Raw genomic sequence first — 14,270 nt, forward strand, 5'->3', positions numbered from 1 at the left:
TTGGGCCAGCGGGTTCCCTTTGGGTCGGGAGCTCCTGTATGGGCGGCCGCGGTGACCTGACGCAAACCTCCTCGCGCTCACGTCGGGACGGGTTCAAATCCACACCGGCAGCGTGACAATGAAGGCGGAGCCGGAGCCGGGCGTGCTGGCGACGCGGATCGCGCCGCCGTGCAGGTCCACCAGACGCTTGGCAATCGCCAGCCCAATGCCGAGCCCACCGTGCTCGCTCGCCAGCAGCGGTTCGGTCCCATGGAAGGGGATGAACAGACGGTCGAGCTTGTCCGGCGCGATTCCCATCCCGGTGTCCGCCACTTCGATCTCGACCAGCCCCTCGCGGCGACGGCGTGTCGTCAGCGCCACCGTTCCGTCCGGCGGGGTGAACTTCACCGCGTTGTCGAGCAGGCAGAACAGGATCTGGATCAGAGCCCCGCGCTCACCCGACAGCCGGTCATCGCGGTCGTGCAGCCCCACCCGCAAGGCGATCCGCTTCTCGCGGGCGCGACGATCCAGCATGGCCAACACGGTTTCGACGACCTCGTCCAGCGCGACCTCGGCCACGTCGATGGTTTTTCGGCCGAGGTCGAGGAGCGCGTACTCCATCATGTCGTCCAGCATGCGCAGCAGCGCGTTCCCGTTCTGGTGGATGGCGCGGGCGTAGTGCAGGTGCTTTTCGTCCACGCCGCCGCGCTCGAAGGCCATCTCCAGAAGCTGGCTGAAGCCGTTGATGGCGTTGAGCGGGGTGCGCAGCTCATGGCTGAGGGTGGAGAGGAAGCGCGTCTTGGCGCGGTCGGCTGCCTCGGCCGCCAGCCGCGCCTCGATGAGCGTATGCTCCGTCCGCTTCATGTCGGTGATGTCGATCAGCGTACCGACGAAGCGCCGGGTCCCGTCGATCCGCGGCGGCATCTCGGCGACCGCCAGGTGGGCAGGAAAGGTCGTGCCGTTCTTGCGCCGCGCCACCACCTCGCGCCCGCGGCCGATCACGGTACCGACGCCGCTCGACAGGTAGCGATCGACATAGCCCTGGTGGGTGGCGCCGGCGTCCGCCGGCATCAGCCGGGTGACCGGGCCGCCGACCACCTCGTCGGCGCGGTAGCCGAAGGCCTCCTCCGCCGCCCGGTTGAACGAGCGGACGACGCCGGCGCCATCCATGGTGACGACCGCGTTGCGCATGGCGTCCAGCACGGCGGCGAGGTCGGCCACGGCGTCCGCCATCGCCCGCTCGGCGTCCCGGCGGTGGGTCACGTCGCGCACGGCAAGCGCGTGGACGACCGCGCCGTCCGGCGCGGCACGCCGACGGCTTTCGATCTCCGCAACGAAAGCGCCGCCGCCCTTGCGGCGGACCTCGGTCACGACGGGGGCCGCAGCGTCGAAACAACGGGCGGCGTCGGCGCGGTGCCGAGGCGCCAGCAGCTTGGTCCACGGCCGGCCGATGATCTCGCCAGGCTCGAAACCGGTCAACCGGAAGAGCGCCGGGTTGGCCTCGGTGCAGCGCCCGTCCTCGACGAGCAGCAAGCCTTCCGCGGTCAGAGTGGCGAACAGGGAGTCGGGCCACGCGTTCGGGCAAGGAGTCGTCATGCGGCCATGCGCAGCGACAGGAGGTGATCGAGGAAGCGCCGCAGGGCGGCGCCGAGTGCGCCCGACGCCTCGGTCAGTTCCCGACCGGCGCGAGCCGCGTCGTCCACGCCGGTGCGGGCGGTGCGCAAGCTGCCCGAAACGCCGCCGATCCGCCGCGAGATGTCCTCGACCGCGCGCGCCCCGGCGGCGATGTTGCTGGAGATGTCGGCGGTTGCCGTTTCCTGCTCGCGGATGGCGTCAAGCGCCCGGCCGCTGGAGGCCTCCAGACCGGCCACCGATTCGTCGATGCGGCCGATGCCGCCGGACATGCGCGCCGCCTCGCCGCGGATCCGGCTGAGCAGTTCGGCGATCTCCTCCGTGGCGTTCGCCGTCTGGCGGGCGAGCTGCTTGACCTCCGTGGCGACGACGGCGAAGCCCTTGCCGGCATCCCCGGCGCGCGCCGCCTCGATGGTGGCGTTGAGCGCCAGCAGGTTGGTCTGGCTGGCGATGGTGCCGATCAGGCGCAGGGCGCCACCGATGCGTTCCACCGTCTCGTTGAGGCCGGCGACGGCATCGCGCGTCGCGTCGGCGGCGGCGCGGGCGTCGGTGACGGCGCCGGACACGGTCCGCACCTGCGCTGCGACGCTACCGATGGAGCCGGCGAGCTGCTCCGCCGCCGAGGCGACGACCTGGACGCGCCGCGAGGATTCGTCGGCGCGGGTCGCCACTTCGGTGCTCTCGCCGGCGGTCGCCTCCACCTCACCGCGCAGGTTGGCGGTGGCCGACGCGACGCGCGACGCCACGCCGTCGACCGTTCCGATGGAGCCCAGCACGGTGTCGCGGAAGCTCTCCGCCAAATCGCACACCAGATCGTGCGCCTGGTGCAGCGCGGCGTCGAAGTAGACGTCGAAAGCGAGATCCATGTCGAGGAAGACGGCGGCGCGCACCGCGGCCATCAGCCGTTCGCAGCGCACCGCGTCGCGGCGCAACGTCTGCGCGACGATGGCGCCGATGCGGTCGAGAAAGAAGCTGTAGGCGGCGATGTACCAGCGCGGTTCGAGCCCGATGCGGTGGTGGGCACGGCCGATGCGCTGCACGCGCGCCACATAATCCTCGTCGAACTGGCCGGTGAACAGCGCCCGCCAATGCTCCGTCTGCGCGGCCTTCAGGCGGTCGAGACTCTGCGCCTGCAGCTTGTCCGCCAGTTCTGGCTGCGCCGTCAGGCGGTCGTAGAACGCGTCGAGAATCGAGCGCAGGTGCGGCTCGACCAGCGTCCAGGCCTCCCGCGTCGCGGTACGGGCTTCAGCGTCCAGGCCAAGGTGATCGATCCGCGAACGCGTCGTGCCGATGTCGAGGGACATGGGGATTCCATTGGAGATCACAGATGAATGGCTAAATTATGTCACCGAACACGCTGCGCTGACCAAGATCAGCGCGACGCTCTTGCGGCAAAATTCAAGTTATTGTCCTAGTGCATATTTATAAGACGCGAACGTCAACCTTTTATTGCCCATTACGATAACAGTTGAATGCGCCTTGACGCGCGGCAACCATATTTTTATGTTTTGCCTTCTAAGTGTATTTTGCGCAAGCGGTGTGGGCCATCGTTCGGATGGCGTGGACGGAGAGGCAAACGTTCGTGGACGCACGATCAAAATTGGCCGGGCCTGCCAAACCCGGAACAGCGGATCGGCGTTCCGCCGGCCTCGCCGCAAGCGCCGCTCCGGTCGCCGTCGCCCGATTCACCACCGAAGGGCTGGCGCCACAGGACCGCTTCGCCATTTGGAAGGACAGCATCTCCGTCCTGTTCGAGGTGCAGCGCCGCACACCCGCGGCCGACCAAGCGGACGACTTCCACGCCAGCCTGACCACCATCCAGCTCGGCGGCATGCTGCTGGCCGAGACGACCGCCAGCGCGCAGATCTTCCACCGCGACCTGCGACGGATCTGCGCGGACGGGGTCGACCACTACATGATCCAGCTCTATTGCGCAGGAGAGGCGCGGGCGCGCTTCCACGAGGAGGAGCAGACGATCGCCGCCGGCGACCTGCTGTTCATTGACGCGGCGCAGCCGTCGAGCTTCGTGTGCGACGATTTCAGCAACCTGACCCTTGTGGCGCCGCGCGTCCTGTTGGATGCGCGGCTGCCGCACGCGGAACGCCTGCACGGCAGCGTGCTGCACCGCGATCAGCCCATCACGCGGCTGGCCGGCGAGACTCTGCGGCTGCTCAACCGGCTCGGGCCCGGCTTCGACGGCGATACCGCCGAGCCCGGGGCGGAAGCGGTGCTGGATCTGGTGGTGCGTTGCCTGACGCTGGCCGGGTCCGGCCATCCGGCTGGCACGCCGGCGCAACGGATGGCGATGCTCACGGCGATCAAACGGTTCCTGGAAATGCGCCTCGCCGATCCGGCGCTTGGTCCGGACGCCGTGCTCGGCAGCTTCCGCATGTCGCGGGCCTACCTTTACGAACTGTTCGAGCCGCACGGCGGGGTGGTGCGCTACATCCAGCAGCGGCGATTGGTCCGCTGTCTGGCGATGCTGCGCGATCCGTCCAGCCGGCGCCGCAAGATCGCGGACATCGCGTTCGCGCATGGCTTCACGAGCGAGAGCCACTTCAGCCGCGCGTTCAGCCGCGCGTTCGGGATGACGCCGCGCACGGCCCGCAATCACCCGGCGCCGGCGTGGCTGGGAGAGGAAAACCCGCCCGCAATGGATGATCTGATCGACCGGCGCTACGAGGCGTGGCTGCGCGCCATCGGTGCCTGACCCCGGGCCGCGGGCCACCCGCTGCGGCAGCGTCGGAAGGCGTCCGGAACGCCATGGCCCCCTGGCCGCTCGGGCAGCGATTCCAGCGCGACCTCCAGCAGGCTGGATAGAGAGGATGCCGAGGGCAGACTGAGGGGTTTGGCCGACCTGAGAGCGAAGAAGCTCATCAAGGAAGCCGAGTACCAGGACTGTGTGCGAGCGATCCTTGCATTGATGCAAAGGGAGGGATCACGCGGGCCGGACCTTCGAAGCGCCTGCCAGTGGCCACCTGTTGCCCGCAGTTTATGGCCCTGCCACCACGACCACTCCGACCATGCGCGGATGCAGCGAGCAGAAGTAGGCGTAGCTGCCCGGCTTGGCGAACGTGAAGGAGAAGCTTTGCCCGGTGTCGAGCACCGGCGACTTCCACGAACGGTCGCTGGCCGCGACGGTGTGCGGAATGTCGTCGGCGTTGCTGAAGGTCACGACTGTCCCCGGAGCGACGGTGAGGCTCGGCGGGTTGAAGGTGAAGTTGTCGATGCGCACCTCGGCCGGTTCGGCGGCGAGGGCGGCGGCGGCGGTCAGCGGTGTGGCGAGCGCGGCGGCGAGCGCCGCGCCCGGCAGATGGCGGTATCGTGCCATGGCGCCCTCCTTCAGGCGCCGCCGGCCAGCGGCGCGTCGATGAGCGCCAGCGGCGCCTTGCCCGGCACGTACTCGACCCGGCTGATGCCCAGCACGCGGCGCAGCCGGTCGGCCGGCACCTTCATCGGCCCCGGCGAGGGCGCCGCGCCGGGCGCCGGCTGCGGGAAGGCGGTCGACATGGCGGTGTGGAAGGCAATGGTGCCTTCGACCTTCTGCATCGCCTGGTGGATGTGACCGTTGAGCACGGTCACCGAGCCGAAGCGCCGGAGCGCCGCCAGCGCCTGCTCGGAATCCGCGGTTCCCCAACCCCATTCGGGATAGACCGACCACAGCGGGATGTGCGCCAGCACCACGATGGGCGTGCTGGCGCTGCGCCCGCGCAAATCGTCCTCCAGCCAGGCGAGTTGCTCCTCGCCGAGGTTGCCGAGACCGCCGGCCTTGAGGTCCACGACGTTGACCAGCGCCAGGAAATGCACGCCGCCCTCGTCGAGGCTGTACCAGCCGGCGCCGCGCGACTCCCGGGCGTAGCGCCCGCGGAAGGCGGTGCCGCCCTCGTCCAGCACGTCGTGCTCGCCGGGCACCGCATGCACGGGACCGGCCTTCAGTCCGCGCAGGAGCTGGTCGGCGTCGTCGAACTCGGCCGGTTTGGAAAGATGCGTGACGTCTCCGGTGTGGACGACGAACGCCGGCCGCTCCGGCAGGGCGTTGATGGCCTCGACGGCGCTGCGCAGTGTCGCGCCGACGTCGGGGTTGGCCTCCTTGTTGAAGCCGATATGGCTGTCGCTGATCTGCACGAAGGTGAAGCCGCCGGGCGCCGCGGCCCGCGCCGCGCCGATCAGGCCGGCCGAGCGCGGCACGCCGCCGGCAACCGTCCACACCACCCCGGTGCCAGCCCAGGCCATGCATTTCAGCACCGTGCGACGGTCGAGGCGTCGAGCATCGTCGTTTCGGGACATGGCTGATCCTCCCTGTCTGGATGCGCTGTGCGCTGTCCTACCGAGACGCCGGCCGCGGTATTCCCGGCGCGCGCTGGGATTGCCGCAGCCCCTGCGGTAGCGTGGTCGGGAATAGACGCGCCTCGCCCCCGGTAGGACGGAGACCGGGAGCCACGCCGTGGTGCAGACCGAGGGGCCGCCCTTGCCAAACCGCAGTCCTGCAACGCGTTTCGAAGAGACGGTGCTGCCGCACCTCGATGCCGCCTACAATCTGGCGCGCTGGCTGACCCGCAACCACCACGACGCGGAGGACGTGATGCAGGACGCCTTCCTGCGCGCCCACCGGTTCTTCGGCGGCTGCCGCCCGGGCGACGCCCGGCCGTGGCTGCTGCGCATCGTGCGCAACGCGGCGTACGACTGGCTGCGCGCCAACCGGCCGGCCGAGGTGAGCGGCTTCGCCGACCACGACCCCGCCGACCCGGACGGCGCCGCCTGCGTCGAAGACGCCTTCCACGGCCCCGCCGAGGACCCGGAGACGCTGGCGATGCGCGAGGCGGAGCGCCGGCTGGTCAACCACCTGATTGCCGACCTCCCCGTCGAGTTCCGCGAGGCGATCGTCCTGCGCGAGCTGGAAGGCCTGTCCTACCGCGAGATCGCCGATATCGCCGGGGTGCCGATGGGCACCGTCATGTCGCGCCTGTCGCGGGCGCGGCACATGCTGGCTGCGGCATGGACCGCGAAAAGTTGCGGAGGGCTCCCGTGAACTGTCAGGAAACCCGGCATCTGATCGACGCCAGCATCGACGGCGAGCTCGATCTCACCACGCAGATGGCGCTGGACGCCCACTTGGCCGGCTGCGCCGCCTGCCGCGCGATGCACGCCGGGCGTGCCTCCCTGGTCCGCCGGTTGCGCGCCGGTGCCGAGCGCTTCGACATGCCCGACGCGTTGCGCAGCCGCCTGCTTGCCACACGACCCGGCGCCCCCGCGGAGCCGGCCGCCCCCGCCCCGCCATGGCGCCGACCGTGGCGATGGCCGTGGAGCGACGCGACCGTCGCGGACCAGGGGCCGCGCCGGACATCCGGGCCGGCCTGGGCGCTCGGCGGGCTGTCGCTGGCCTCAGCCGCTGCGGCGATGGTGCTGACGTTGCTCGTCGTGTCGCCCGACCACCGGAACCAGCTCGCCGAGGAACTCGTCGCCGCGCACGTGCGGTCGCTGATGGCCGAGCACCTCACCGACATCCCCTCGTCGGACCGGCACACCGTCAAGCCATGGTTCAACGGCCGCGTGGACGTCTCGCCACCGGTGCCGGATCTCGCCGAGCAGGGCTTCCCGCTGGCCGGCGGCCGGCTCGACTACGTGGGCGGACGGCCGGTGGCGGCGCTCGTCTACCGGCGCAACCGGCACGTCATCAACCTGTTCGCCTGGTCCGAGCCGGCGACCACGCCCGGCGCGGTGCGCCTCACCGAGCGGCACGGCTACGCGCTTCTGCACTGGGGCCAGCCGGGTCTCGCCGTCTGGGCGGTGTCCGACCTCAACCGCAGCGAACTGGAGGACTTCCAGCGGCTCTGGACGCAGGCCGGCGGGACCGCCTGGCCGCGCTGACCGTCTCCCCTGGATTTCGCCGGACGCTGGCGAACCAGCCGCCGATGGCGATGGGCTTGATACGGCTCACGAAGCGCCCGACTTGATGGCCTCAATCATGGCGACGAAGACGGCTTTCGCCTCGTCGGCACTTCTCGACGGCAGTTCCCCACGACCGGCCTCGTGGATCAACGAACTGTCCGGAGCCGAGAGCATCACGTCAAGCAGCGCATCAACGACTTCTTCGGGCGTCGTCGCGCCCGACACGACGGCCGGAGCCGACGACCGGACCCACCGGGCCAGCCGTTCCCGCATCGGCTTCTCATGCAGGGTGCTCATGGTCTCCTCCGTTGGCGGATTTTGCCCTCGGGTTACCGGTTCGGCGCCTTCGCCCCCTTCAGGTGTGGTGCAACCAGCCGTTCGAAGGCGAACTTGACCTGTCGGTATTCCTCTTCGCACAGTTCAGCCCGTTCGGCCGGCAAATACCCCTTCTCCACGAAATCGCCAAAGGTCTGTCTGTCCGAACCATAGGCCATGCATAAGAGATTGTAGAAACGCTGGGCAGGCAAGCTGTGCTCGTTGGCGAAGTCCTTTAGTTCCGTCGGAGCTTCCTTCACCTCGCTCGCATACATGACGGCGATGCTGGCGATGACCCGGCGGACCTCGTCCTTGCCCAGACGCAGCAGCGTGTACGCAGCCACCTGGTCGGCGGCATCCTCCTCGCGCCCCAGGATCGGCACCTTCTTCAGATCGAAGATGGCGTGCGCCAACTCGTGCAGGACGACTTCCAGAAAGGGACCGACGATGTAGTTGGCTGGCGTGAGGCCCTCTGCGACGCCCGCCGGCGGGATGCTCCGACCGAGTTCCTGGATGTAGGCGAGGTATTCATAGCAGATGGTCACCGTTGCGTTCGAGGTCTCGTATGAGGCGTCCACCTCGCCATCGCACCCCGCTACCGTCATGGTCAGCACGCGCGGCAACCGCAGGCCATCGATGCGGCTGCGGACACGTTCAAGGACCCGCTTTTCCCGCAAGGTCCGGTACAGAGGCTCGTGCGCCGGATTCCTCGGCGCGGCATAGACGACCTGCACATTGCTTTGGCGCGCGACCGCCGGATTGCCAGCCAAGCTTATCATGGCAATGAGAAATGCCCAGAAGCAAAATTGAAACGGTCCCAACGGCATGGACAGCATCTTCGCAACGATGGTGCAGACACCAAGAGTACCGCCATAGTCCTGCCTCATAATCCCTCCTGGCCGCGTCCCGTCTGTGGTGTCTGAGGCGTGAGGCCGGCCCGCCGGAGCGCTCCCTCTGGCTGGCGCAGGCGGGCGAGCCGTTCGGAAGCGGGCGGCCACCGTGCTCTTCGGCTCAGTTGAGGTTGCCGGACGACCATCAACCGGGGTGGAGATCACGACGACCGAGCACAGGATCGCTCTTCAGGAGCTTATTGAGAAGAGCCCCGAAGGAGGTGGCTCACCGCCTCGCTGCAACGGCGCCCAAGGGAACATGAGCTTTCAGCGGACCGGTCAGTGGCGAAGCACGCTGGCCGTGCCGGTACGGTTCTGGACAAGGGCGGTGAGGGTCCCGAACAGTTCGTCGACATCGATCGGCTTGGCGATGTGTGCGTCCATTCCGGCCTGCCGCGACTGCTCACGGTCGCTATCCATGGCGTTGGCCGTCATGGCGATAACCGGAAGGGCGGTCATGCCCATCGTGCGGCGCACGATCCGGGTCGCCTCATAACCATCCATTCCCGGCATCTGCACGTCCATCAGCACGGCGTCGAAGCGCCCTCCGGCCCGCTGCAGCGCCGCGATGGCGGCCTCACCGGAATCGACCGCGTCGACGATCGCTCCCGCCCGCTTCAGGATGGTTGCCGCGACCTCCTGGTTGATCGCGTTGTCCTCGACGAGCAGCAGCCGCATGCCATCGAGGCGGCCGGCCAACCGTGACGCCACCGTGGTATCCGCCGCAGCCGGCTTGCCGCCCAGGCGTGCCCGCGCCACCGCGTCGAGGATCATCGACGGCGTCGCCGGCTTGCACAGGATCGCGTCCACGCGCAGGCCGTTCAACGCGCGCGAGACGTCCTCGACGCCGAAGCCGGTGATCATGAGGATGGTCGCGGGCAGCCGGATCGCCGGGTCGGCCGCCGCCGCCCGCAGCATGTCGATGCCGTCCATTCCCGGCATCCGCCAATCGACGAGGAGCGCGTCCGGCACCGCCCCCTGCGCGAAGGAACGCCGCAGGCAATCGAGTCCCTCCGGGCCCGACGCCGCCGTGGTCACCGCCCAACGGAACGACCGGCAGGTGCCTGCGGCGGCCTCGCGGGCCGCGGCGTTGTCCTCGACGATCAGCACCGACAGTTCGCCCAGGTCTTCGGGCGCGCGCCCGGCAGCGGCGGCCTCTCTGCCGGCGCAGCCGAAGGCCGCGGTGAAGCGGAACTCGCTGCCCTGCCCAGGTTCGCTGGTGAAGTCGATCGAGCCGCCCATCAATGCGACCAAGCGGCTGCAGATCGCCAGGCCGAGGCCGGTGCCGCCGTAACGGCGGCCGGTCGAACTGTCGGCCTGGGAGAAGGCCTGGAAGAGGCGTTCCTGCCGCTCCCGCGGGATGCCGATGCCGGTGTCCCGGATCGAAAACGCCAGCATCACGCCGTTCCCGTCCTCGCTCCGTTTCCGCACCGAGACGATCACCTCGCCGGTTTCGGTGAACTTGACGGCGTTGCCCGCCAGATTGATCAGCACCTGCTCGAGCCGCATCGGGTCGCCCAGCAAGGCGTGCGGAACGTCACGGTCCACGGCGAAGACGGTTTCGATCCCCTTGTCATGGGCGTTGGCGGAGACGATCACGGCGATGTGGCGCAGCACCTCGTCGAGCGAGAAGGCGGTGTGTTCCAGTTCCAGGTGCCCCGCTTCGACCTTGGAGAAGTCGAGGACATCGTTCAGGATGCCCAGCAGCGACTGCGCCGACTGCCTGATCTTGGAGACGTAGTCCCGTTCCTGCCGGCCCAGCGAGGTGTCTTCGAGGAGTTGGGTCAGCCCGATGATGGCGCTCATCGGGGTGCGGATCTCATGACTCATGTTGGCGAGGAACTCGCTCTTCGCCTGTCCGGCGGCCTCCGCCCGCCGCTTGGCCTCGATCAGGGCGGCCTTTGCGGTGTGCTGTTCGGTGATGTCCTGGATCTGCGCGACGAAATGCAGCGGCTCTCCGTCATCGGACCGCACGAGGGCAACGCTGAGGAGGATCCAGATGATGCTTCCGCTCTTGTGGAAATACCGCTTTTCCAACTGGTAGCTCTGGATTCGGGCGGCGAGGAGATCCCGCACGAACTTCAGGTCGGTTTCGAGATCTTCAGGATGGGTGATGGTCTGGAAGTCGGTTGCCAGCAACTCCGTCTCGCTGTAGCCGATCATGCTGCACAGCGAGCGGTTGACCTTGACGAAGCGGCCCTCCGACGACACCAGCGCCATGCCGTGGGCGGCGGTTTCGAACGCGGCCCGGAACCGCCCTTCGCTCTCCCGCAACGAGGCTTCGGCGCGCCAACGGCGTCGCGACGCCGACGCCACCACGAAGGCGATCAGCAGGAACAGCGCACCGGCGACCGTGCCGCCGATCGCCGCGCCCAGCCAGATGTCCCGCTCGTTGAACACATGGACACGACCGGGCGACCAGCGCTCGATGAGCCGCTCCAGCGTGCCGTCACGCTTCATGTCGTGCAGCGCGTCATCGATCTGCTTGAGCAGTTCGGGGTTGGACTTCGGCACCGGCACGCTCACGGCTCGGGTGGCGAAAGGCTGCTCGGCGACGGTGATGCCGCCGATAGCGAGTTCCTCCAGGGCGTACGCGCCGGACGCCGTGATCTGCGCGAAGGCGTCGATCTTCCCGTTCAGGAGATCGCGGATGCCGTCGATGAAATCGCGCGATGGCACAAGCGGAACGTCCGGATGACGGGTGCGGAAATAATTTTCCGAGAATGCCTTCTCCTGGACGCCGATCCGCTGCCCGGCAAGCGGGGCGAGACGCAGCCGGTCCGCGTCCCTGGTCCGCATGAACAGCGAGAAGCTCAGCGTATGGGTCGGCTCGGAGAAGCCCCAGACCTTCTCCCGCTCAGGCGTGGGAGTCAGCATCGTGAGCGCGTGGCCCGTCCCCTCCAGCACCTTGGTCTGCGCCTCGGTCCATGTCGTCAGGCGGATCTCGACGGGCCGCCCCAGCCGGGCGCCGATGGCCCGCAGCAGGTCGACGTTCAGCCCCCTGGGCTTGCCTTGGTCCAGGAACTCGTACGGCGGTGTGTTGTCGTCGCCATAGAAGATCAGCGGCTCAGCCGCCAGGGCCGCGAACGACGCCAGCGTTGGCGGGACGATCGCCGCGGCGATCAGGATGCCTTTGGCAGCCGCTGCGAAGACACGCACCGGCATCCGGGACGGGCCAGCGGTCACGACCAGCCGAACGGCTAGGTTTCGAACGGAGCCGGCGGACAGGAGTTTAAGGCCCCAGGCAATGGAACAGGCCGTCATGAATGATCCATCCCGGGCACTGGTAGACGCAAGGACGGCGCCGGGGCCTAATACCCCTTCACCCCCATGGAGCGCATCATAGGGTTCCGACAGATCTTGCCAAGGGTGTAACAATCCCTTTTGCCGCACGCGCCGGCGTCCTTTGGTCACGTCCCTGGGCGTGGTGCGCAAAGGGCAGGTTGCAGCCATCCCTGTCAACGACATGCCAAGCCAAGCGGCCTTCAGCCTGCTCGGGATTGCCACTTGACAGCGGTGACCTCGAGGCTCTCCGCGCCCGCCGCCAAACTTTGCAACAGAACTACTGCCGGAAGCCGGGTCTCCATCATGTGTCACAATGCTGTGCTAAGGCGGTACCGAGACCCAGCCAAGCCTGTGGATCAATGCCCACACTGCGTTGCGGAGGACAAGCGGATGCCTGCCGGGTACGTGAACACCTATGAACGCATCGCCCCGATCTACGACGTCCTGGACAAGGGGTACGAGGTGCTCTGGAAGCGCCGGTTGCGGGCCTTGACGTTCGCGGGCACGTCCGGGACGATCCTCGATGCCGGCGCCGGCGCCGGGTGCAACATGCCGTTCTATCCCGCCGGCGCGCGGGTCATCGCGGTGGATGCGAGCCCGGGCATGTTGGCTCGCGCCCGCGTCCGCGCGGCCAAGCTGGGACGGGATGTGGAACTGCATGTCCTGGACTTGGCTGACACCGGCTTTCCGGGCGCCAGCATCGACCACATCGTCGCAACTTTCGTCTTCTGCGTCCTGCCCGAGGACGTGATGCTGCCGGCGCTGCGCGAGATGACGCGGATCCTGAAGCCGGACGGCACCATCCGAATCCTCGACTACACGCTGTCCAGCAACGGCGCTACACGGCTGTGGATGCGCGCAATGACGCCTTGGCTGCGCTTCGCCTTTGCGGCCCGCTACACGGCCGACGTCCAGGCGCTGCTGCCCGAGGCCGGGCTCGATGTGGCCGAGAACCGGTTCGTGCTCGGCGATTCCGTCAAGCTGCTGGTTGTTCGGCCGGACACAGCCCTGCGCCGCAGTCTCGAGGCGGCGGACTGAGCAGCCGGCCTTGGCGGTTCGAGTTCGACAGGAACAGGAATCCCTGCCGTGATCGTCCGCAAGGCTCCAAGCCTGGTGGAGAACGCGTTGCGCAGCAGCCCGAAGAAAACTGCAAGTGCGCCGAAGAGCTGTTCGGCAACGACGACCGACGCGCCGTCGAGGCGGTCAACGAGCGGGCCGGCGCGGTCAAGCTGGAGCGCGAACGCCCGGACGCTGCGCTTGGGCGATCACCGCGAGGCAGCGCGAGCCGGCCTGGACGGCGAGCTTGGCCCGCTCGCCCCACGGACTGCAACAATTTCGCTGTAGTATTGGACCACGGCCGAGCGGCTTGGGCCGCGCCTCCACGGGTTCCCAGGATGTCGCACCGATTTTCCGATCTCGACGTGTTCGTGGTGGACGACGAGCAGTTCAGCCGCTCCATCATCACCCGCATGCTGCGCAAGGTCGGCATCGTCAACATCCGGCACGCGCCGGACGGGCAGGAGGCGCTGGCCAGCCTGCGCTGGGTCAGGTGGACTGCATCTTCCCGGACTTCCACATGCCGCGGCTCAACGGTCTGGAACTGCTGAAGCGGATGCGCGAGGGATCGGCTGGCGTCGACCGGCACCTCCCCGTGGCGATGCTGACCGGGCACGGCGACCTGTCACTGGTGCGCACCGCCATGGCGCTGGACGTCAACGCCTTCCTGACCAAGCCGACCTCGGTGGGGGTCCTGACCGACCGCCTGCTGCGGATCCGCAGCCAGGAGATGGAGATCAAGCCATCCGAGGCCTATGCGGCGATCGAACTGCCCAAGATCATCCTGCTGTCGAGCGGCCTTCCCGCACAGGTTCGCTCCAACCCGGTGATGGTGCCCATCAGCCGCGACGGGTGCGAACGGCGCGGAATCCGTCTGGTGCTGGAACGGGTGCCTCCGAACGCCCGACTGGCCCGCGAGGTCGTCGGGCCCGACGGCGCGGTGTTGCGGCCGGTGGCGACGCTGTTGACGGCACGCCTGCTCACCCGCACCAGGGCGGAGCGGAAGTCCTTCTCGTCGACCAGATAGCCCTTTTGGCCGCCACCACGGCGGCACCGCCCCCCCGGCGACCTTGGCGAACAGCTCCTTGCTGGCGCGGCCCCAGTCGCTGTTGATGTACAGCACCGCCACCCGCTTGAAGCTCAGGGGCCCCACCGCGTAGTCGGCCACCAGGGCGACCGCCAGCGCGGCGATCCTCGCCACAGACATCATAAACCACTTTTTTG

General features: G+C 68.3%; 13 protein-coding genes. 6 read left to right on the forward strand and 7 right to left on the reverse strand.

The genetic code is table 11. The features are described from left to right. Positions 1-93: 93 nt before the first annotated feature. The gene (locus tag TSO221_RS25415) at positions 94-1,575 is read right to left on the reverse strand and encodes a PAS domain S-box protein (RefSeq protein ID WP_109121306.1); all 1,482 of its coding nucleotides are present in this window, start codon (positions 1,573-1,575) and stop codon (positions 94-96) included. Further along, positions 1,572-2,915, reverse strand: coding sequence for a globin-coupled sensor protein (locus tag TSO221_RS25420; RefSeq protein ID WP_109121307.1), 1,344 nt, complete (start codon positions 2,913-2,915; stop codon positions 1,572-1,574). The genes TSO221_RS25415 and TSO221_RS25420 overlap by 4 nt, the downstream gene beginning before the upstream one ends. A gap of 278 nt (positions 2,916-3,193) precedes the next feature. On the opposite strand from TSO221_RS25420, the gene TSO221_RS25425 reads away from it, so the two are divergent. Then, the gene (locus tag TSO221_RS25425) at positions 3,194-4,321 is read left to right on the forward strand and encodes a helix-turn-helix domain-containing protein (RefSeq protein WP_158284206.1); all 1,128 of its coding nucleotides are present in this window, start codon (positions 3,194-3,196) and stop codon (positions 4,319-4,321) included. Between the two features lie 282 nt (positions 4,322-4,603). Here the strand turns inward: TSO221_RS25425 and TSO221_RS25430 are convergent, their stop codons facing one another. Continuing rightward, complete coding sequence (locus TSO221_RS25430; protein ID WP_109121309.1) at positions 4,604-4,942, reverse strand: cupredoxin family copper-binding protein; 339 nt, start codon at positions 4,940-4,942, stop codon at positions 4,604-4,606. 11 nt (positions 4,943-4,953) lie between these two features. Further along, positions 4,954-5,898, reverse strand: coding sequence for a metallophosphoesterase (locus tag TSO221_RS25435; RefSeq protein WP_109121310.1), 945 nt, complete (start codon positions 5,896-5,898; stop codon positions 4,954-4,956). A 157-nt stretch (positions 5,899-6,055) separates the two neighbouring features. On the opposite strand from TSO221_RS25435, the gene TSO221_RS25440 reads away from it, so the two are divergent. Both TSO221_RS25440 and TSO221_RS25445 read left to right on the forward strand, forming a co-directional pair. Further along, positions 6,056-6,640 carry a sigma-70 family RNA polymerase sigma factor gene (locus tag TSO221_RS25440; protein ID WP_199229624.1) on the forward strand — a complete coding sequence of 195 codons (585 nt, stop codon included), beginning with the start codon at positions 6,056-6,058 and terminating at the stop codon, positions 6,638-6,640. Then, complete coding sequence (locus tag TSO221_RS25445; RefSeq protein WP_199229625.1) at positions 6,637-7,479, forward strand: zf-HC2 domain-containing protein; 843 nt, start codon at positions 6,637-6,639, stop codon at positions 7,477-7,479. The genes TSO221_RS25440 and TSO221_RS25445 overlap by 4 nt, the downstream gene beginning before the upstream one ends. A 66-nt stretch (positions 7,480-7,545) precedes the next feature. Here the strand turns inward: TSO221_RS25445 and TSO221_RS25450 are convergent, their stop codons facing one another. The 3 genes from TSO221_RS25450 to TSO221_RS25460 all read right to left on the reverse strand — a co-directional run bounded on the left by TSO221_RS25450 (position 7,546) and on the right by TSO221_RS25460 (position 11,969). After that, entirely contained in the window at positions 7,546-7,797 is a 252-nt protein-coding gene (locus TSO221_RS25450; RefSeq protein WP_109121312.1) for a hypothetical protein, read from the reverse strand. Between the two features lie 32 nt (positions 7,798-7,829). Further along, positions 7,830-8,702: a DUF4344 domain-containing metallopeptidase gene (locus TSO221_RS25455; protein WP_109121313.1), complete on the reverse strand. Its 873-nt coding sequence runs from the start codon at positions 8,700-8,702 to the stop codon at positions 7,830-7,832. Between the two features lie 282 nt (positions 8,703-8,984). Further along, the gene (locus TSO221_RS25460) at positions 8,985-11,969 is read right to left on the reverse strand and encodes a transporter substrate-binding domain-containing protein (protein WP_158284207.1); all 2,985 of its coding nucleotides are present in this window, start codon (positions 11,967-11,969) and stop codon (positions 8,985-8,987) included. A 411-nt stretch (positions 11,970-12,380) separates the two neighbouring features. Between TSO221_RS25460 and TSO221_RS25465 the strand changes: the two genes are divergently transcribed. The 3 genes from TSO221_RS25465 to TSO221_RS25470 all read left to right on the forward strand — a co-directional run bounded on the left by TSO221_RS25465 (position 12,381) and on the right by TSO221_RS25470 (position 14,073). After that, on the forward strand, positions 12,381-13,028 hold the full coding sequence (locus TSO221_RS25465; RefSeq protein ID WP_109121315.1) for a class I SAM-dependent methyltransferase: 648 nt from the start codon (positions 12,381-12,383) through the stop codon (positions 13,026-13,028). Between the two features lie 356 nt (positions 13,029-13,384). Beyond that, entirely contained in the window at positions 13,385-13,597 is a 213-nt protein-coding gene (locus tag TSO221_RS35135) for a response regulator (RefSeq protein WP_146208905.1), read from the forward strand. Continuing rightward, positions 13,567-14,073 carry a response regulator gene (locus tag TSO221_RS25470; protein ID WP_109121389.1) on the forward strand — a complete coding sequence of 169 codons (507 nt, stop codon included), beginning with the start codon at positions 13,567-13,569 and terminating at the stop codon, positions 14,071-14,073. The genes TSO221_RS35135 and TSO221_RS25470 overlap by 31 nt, the downstream gene beginning before the upstream one ends. Positions 14,074-14,270: the final 197 nt, after the last annotated feature.

It is taken from the genome of Azospirillum sp. TSO22-1 (assembly GCF_003116015.1).
GTDB lineage: Bacteria > Pseudomonadota > Alphaproteobacteria > Azospirillales > Azospirillaceae > Azospirillum.

Excerpts from the sequence above, each read along its gene's own strand:
- TSO221_RS25435 (WP_109121310.1), bottom strand. The coding sequence starts at position 5,898 with ATGTCCCGAAACGACGATGCTCGACGCCTCGACCGTCGCACGGTGCTG.
- TSO221_RS25470 (WP_109121389.1), top strand. The coding sequence starts at position 13,567 with ATGCCGCGGCTCAACGGTCTGGAACTGCTGAAGCGGATGCGCGAGGGA.
- TSO221_RS25460 (WP_158284207.1), bottom strand. The coding sequence starts at position 11,969 with ATGACGGCCTGTTCCATTGCCTGGGGCCTTAAACTCCTGTCCGCCGGC.
- TSO221_RS25420 (WP_109121307.1), bottom strand. The coding sequence starts at position 2,915 with ATGTCCCTCGACATCGGCACGACGCGTTCGCGGATCGATCACCTTGGC.
- TSO221_RS25455 (WP_109121313.1), bottom strand. The coding sequence starts at position 8,702 with ATGAGGCAGGACTATGGCGGTACTCTTGGTGTCTGCACCATCGTTGCG.
- TSO221_RS25465 (WP_109121315.1), top strand. The coding sequence starts at position 12,381 with ATGCCTGCCGGGTACGTGAACACCTATGAACGCATCGCCCCGATCTAC.
- TSO221_RS25415 (WP_109121306.1), bottom strand. The coding sequence starts at position 1,575 with ATGACGACTCCTTGCCCGAACGCGTGGCCCGACTCCCTGTTCGCCACT.
- TSO221_RS25450 (WP_109121312.1), bottom strand. The coding sequence starts at position 7,797 with ATGAGCACCCTGCATGAGAAGCCGATGCGGGAACGGCTGGCCCGGTGG.
- TSO221_RS35135 (WP_146208905.1), top strand. The coding sequence starts at position 13,385 with ATGTCGCACCGATTTTCCGATCTCGACGTGTTCGTGGTGGACGACGAG.
- TSO221_RS25430 (WP_109121309.1), bottom strand. The coding sequence starts at position 4,942 with ATGGCACGATACCGCCATCTGCCGGGCGCGGCGCTCGCCGCCGCGCTC.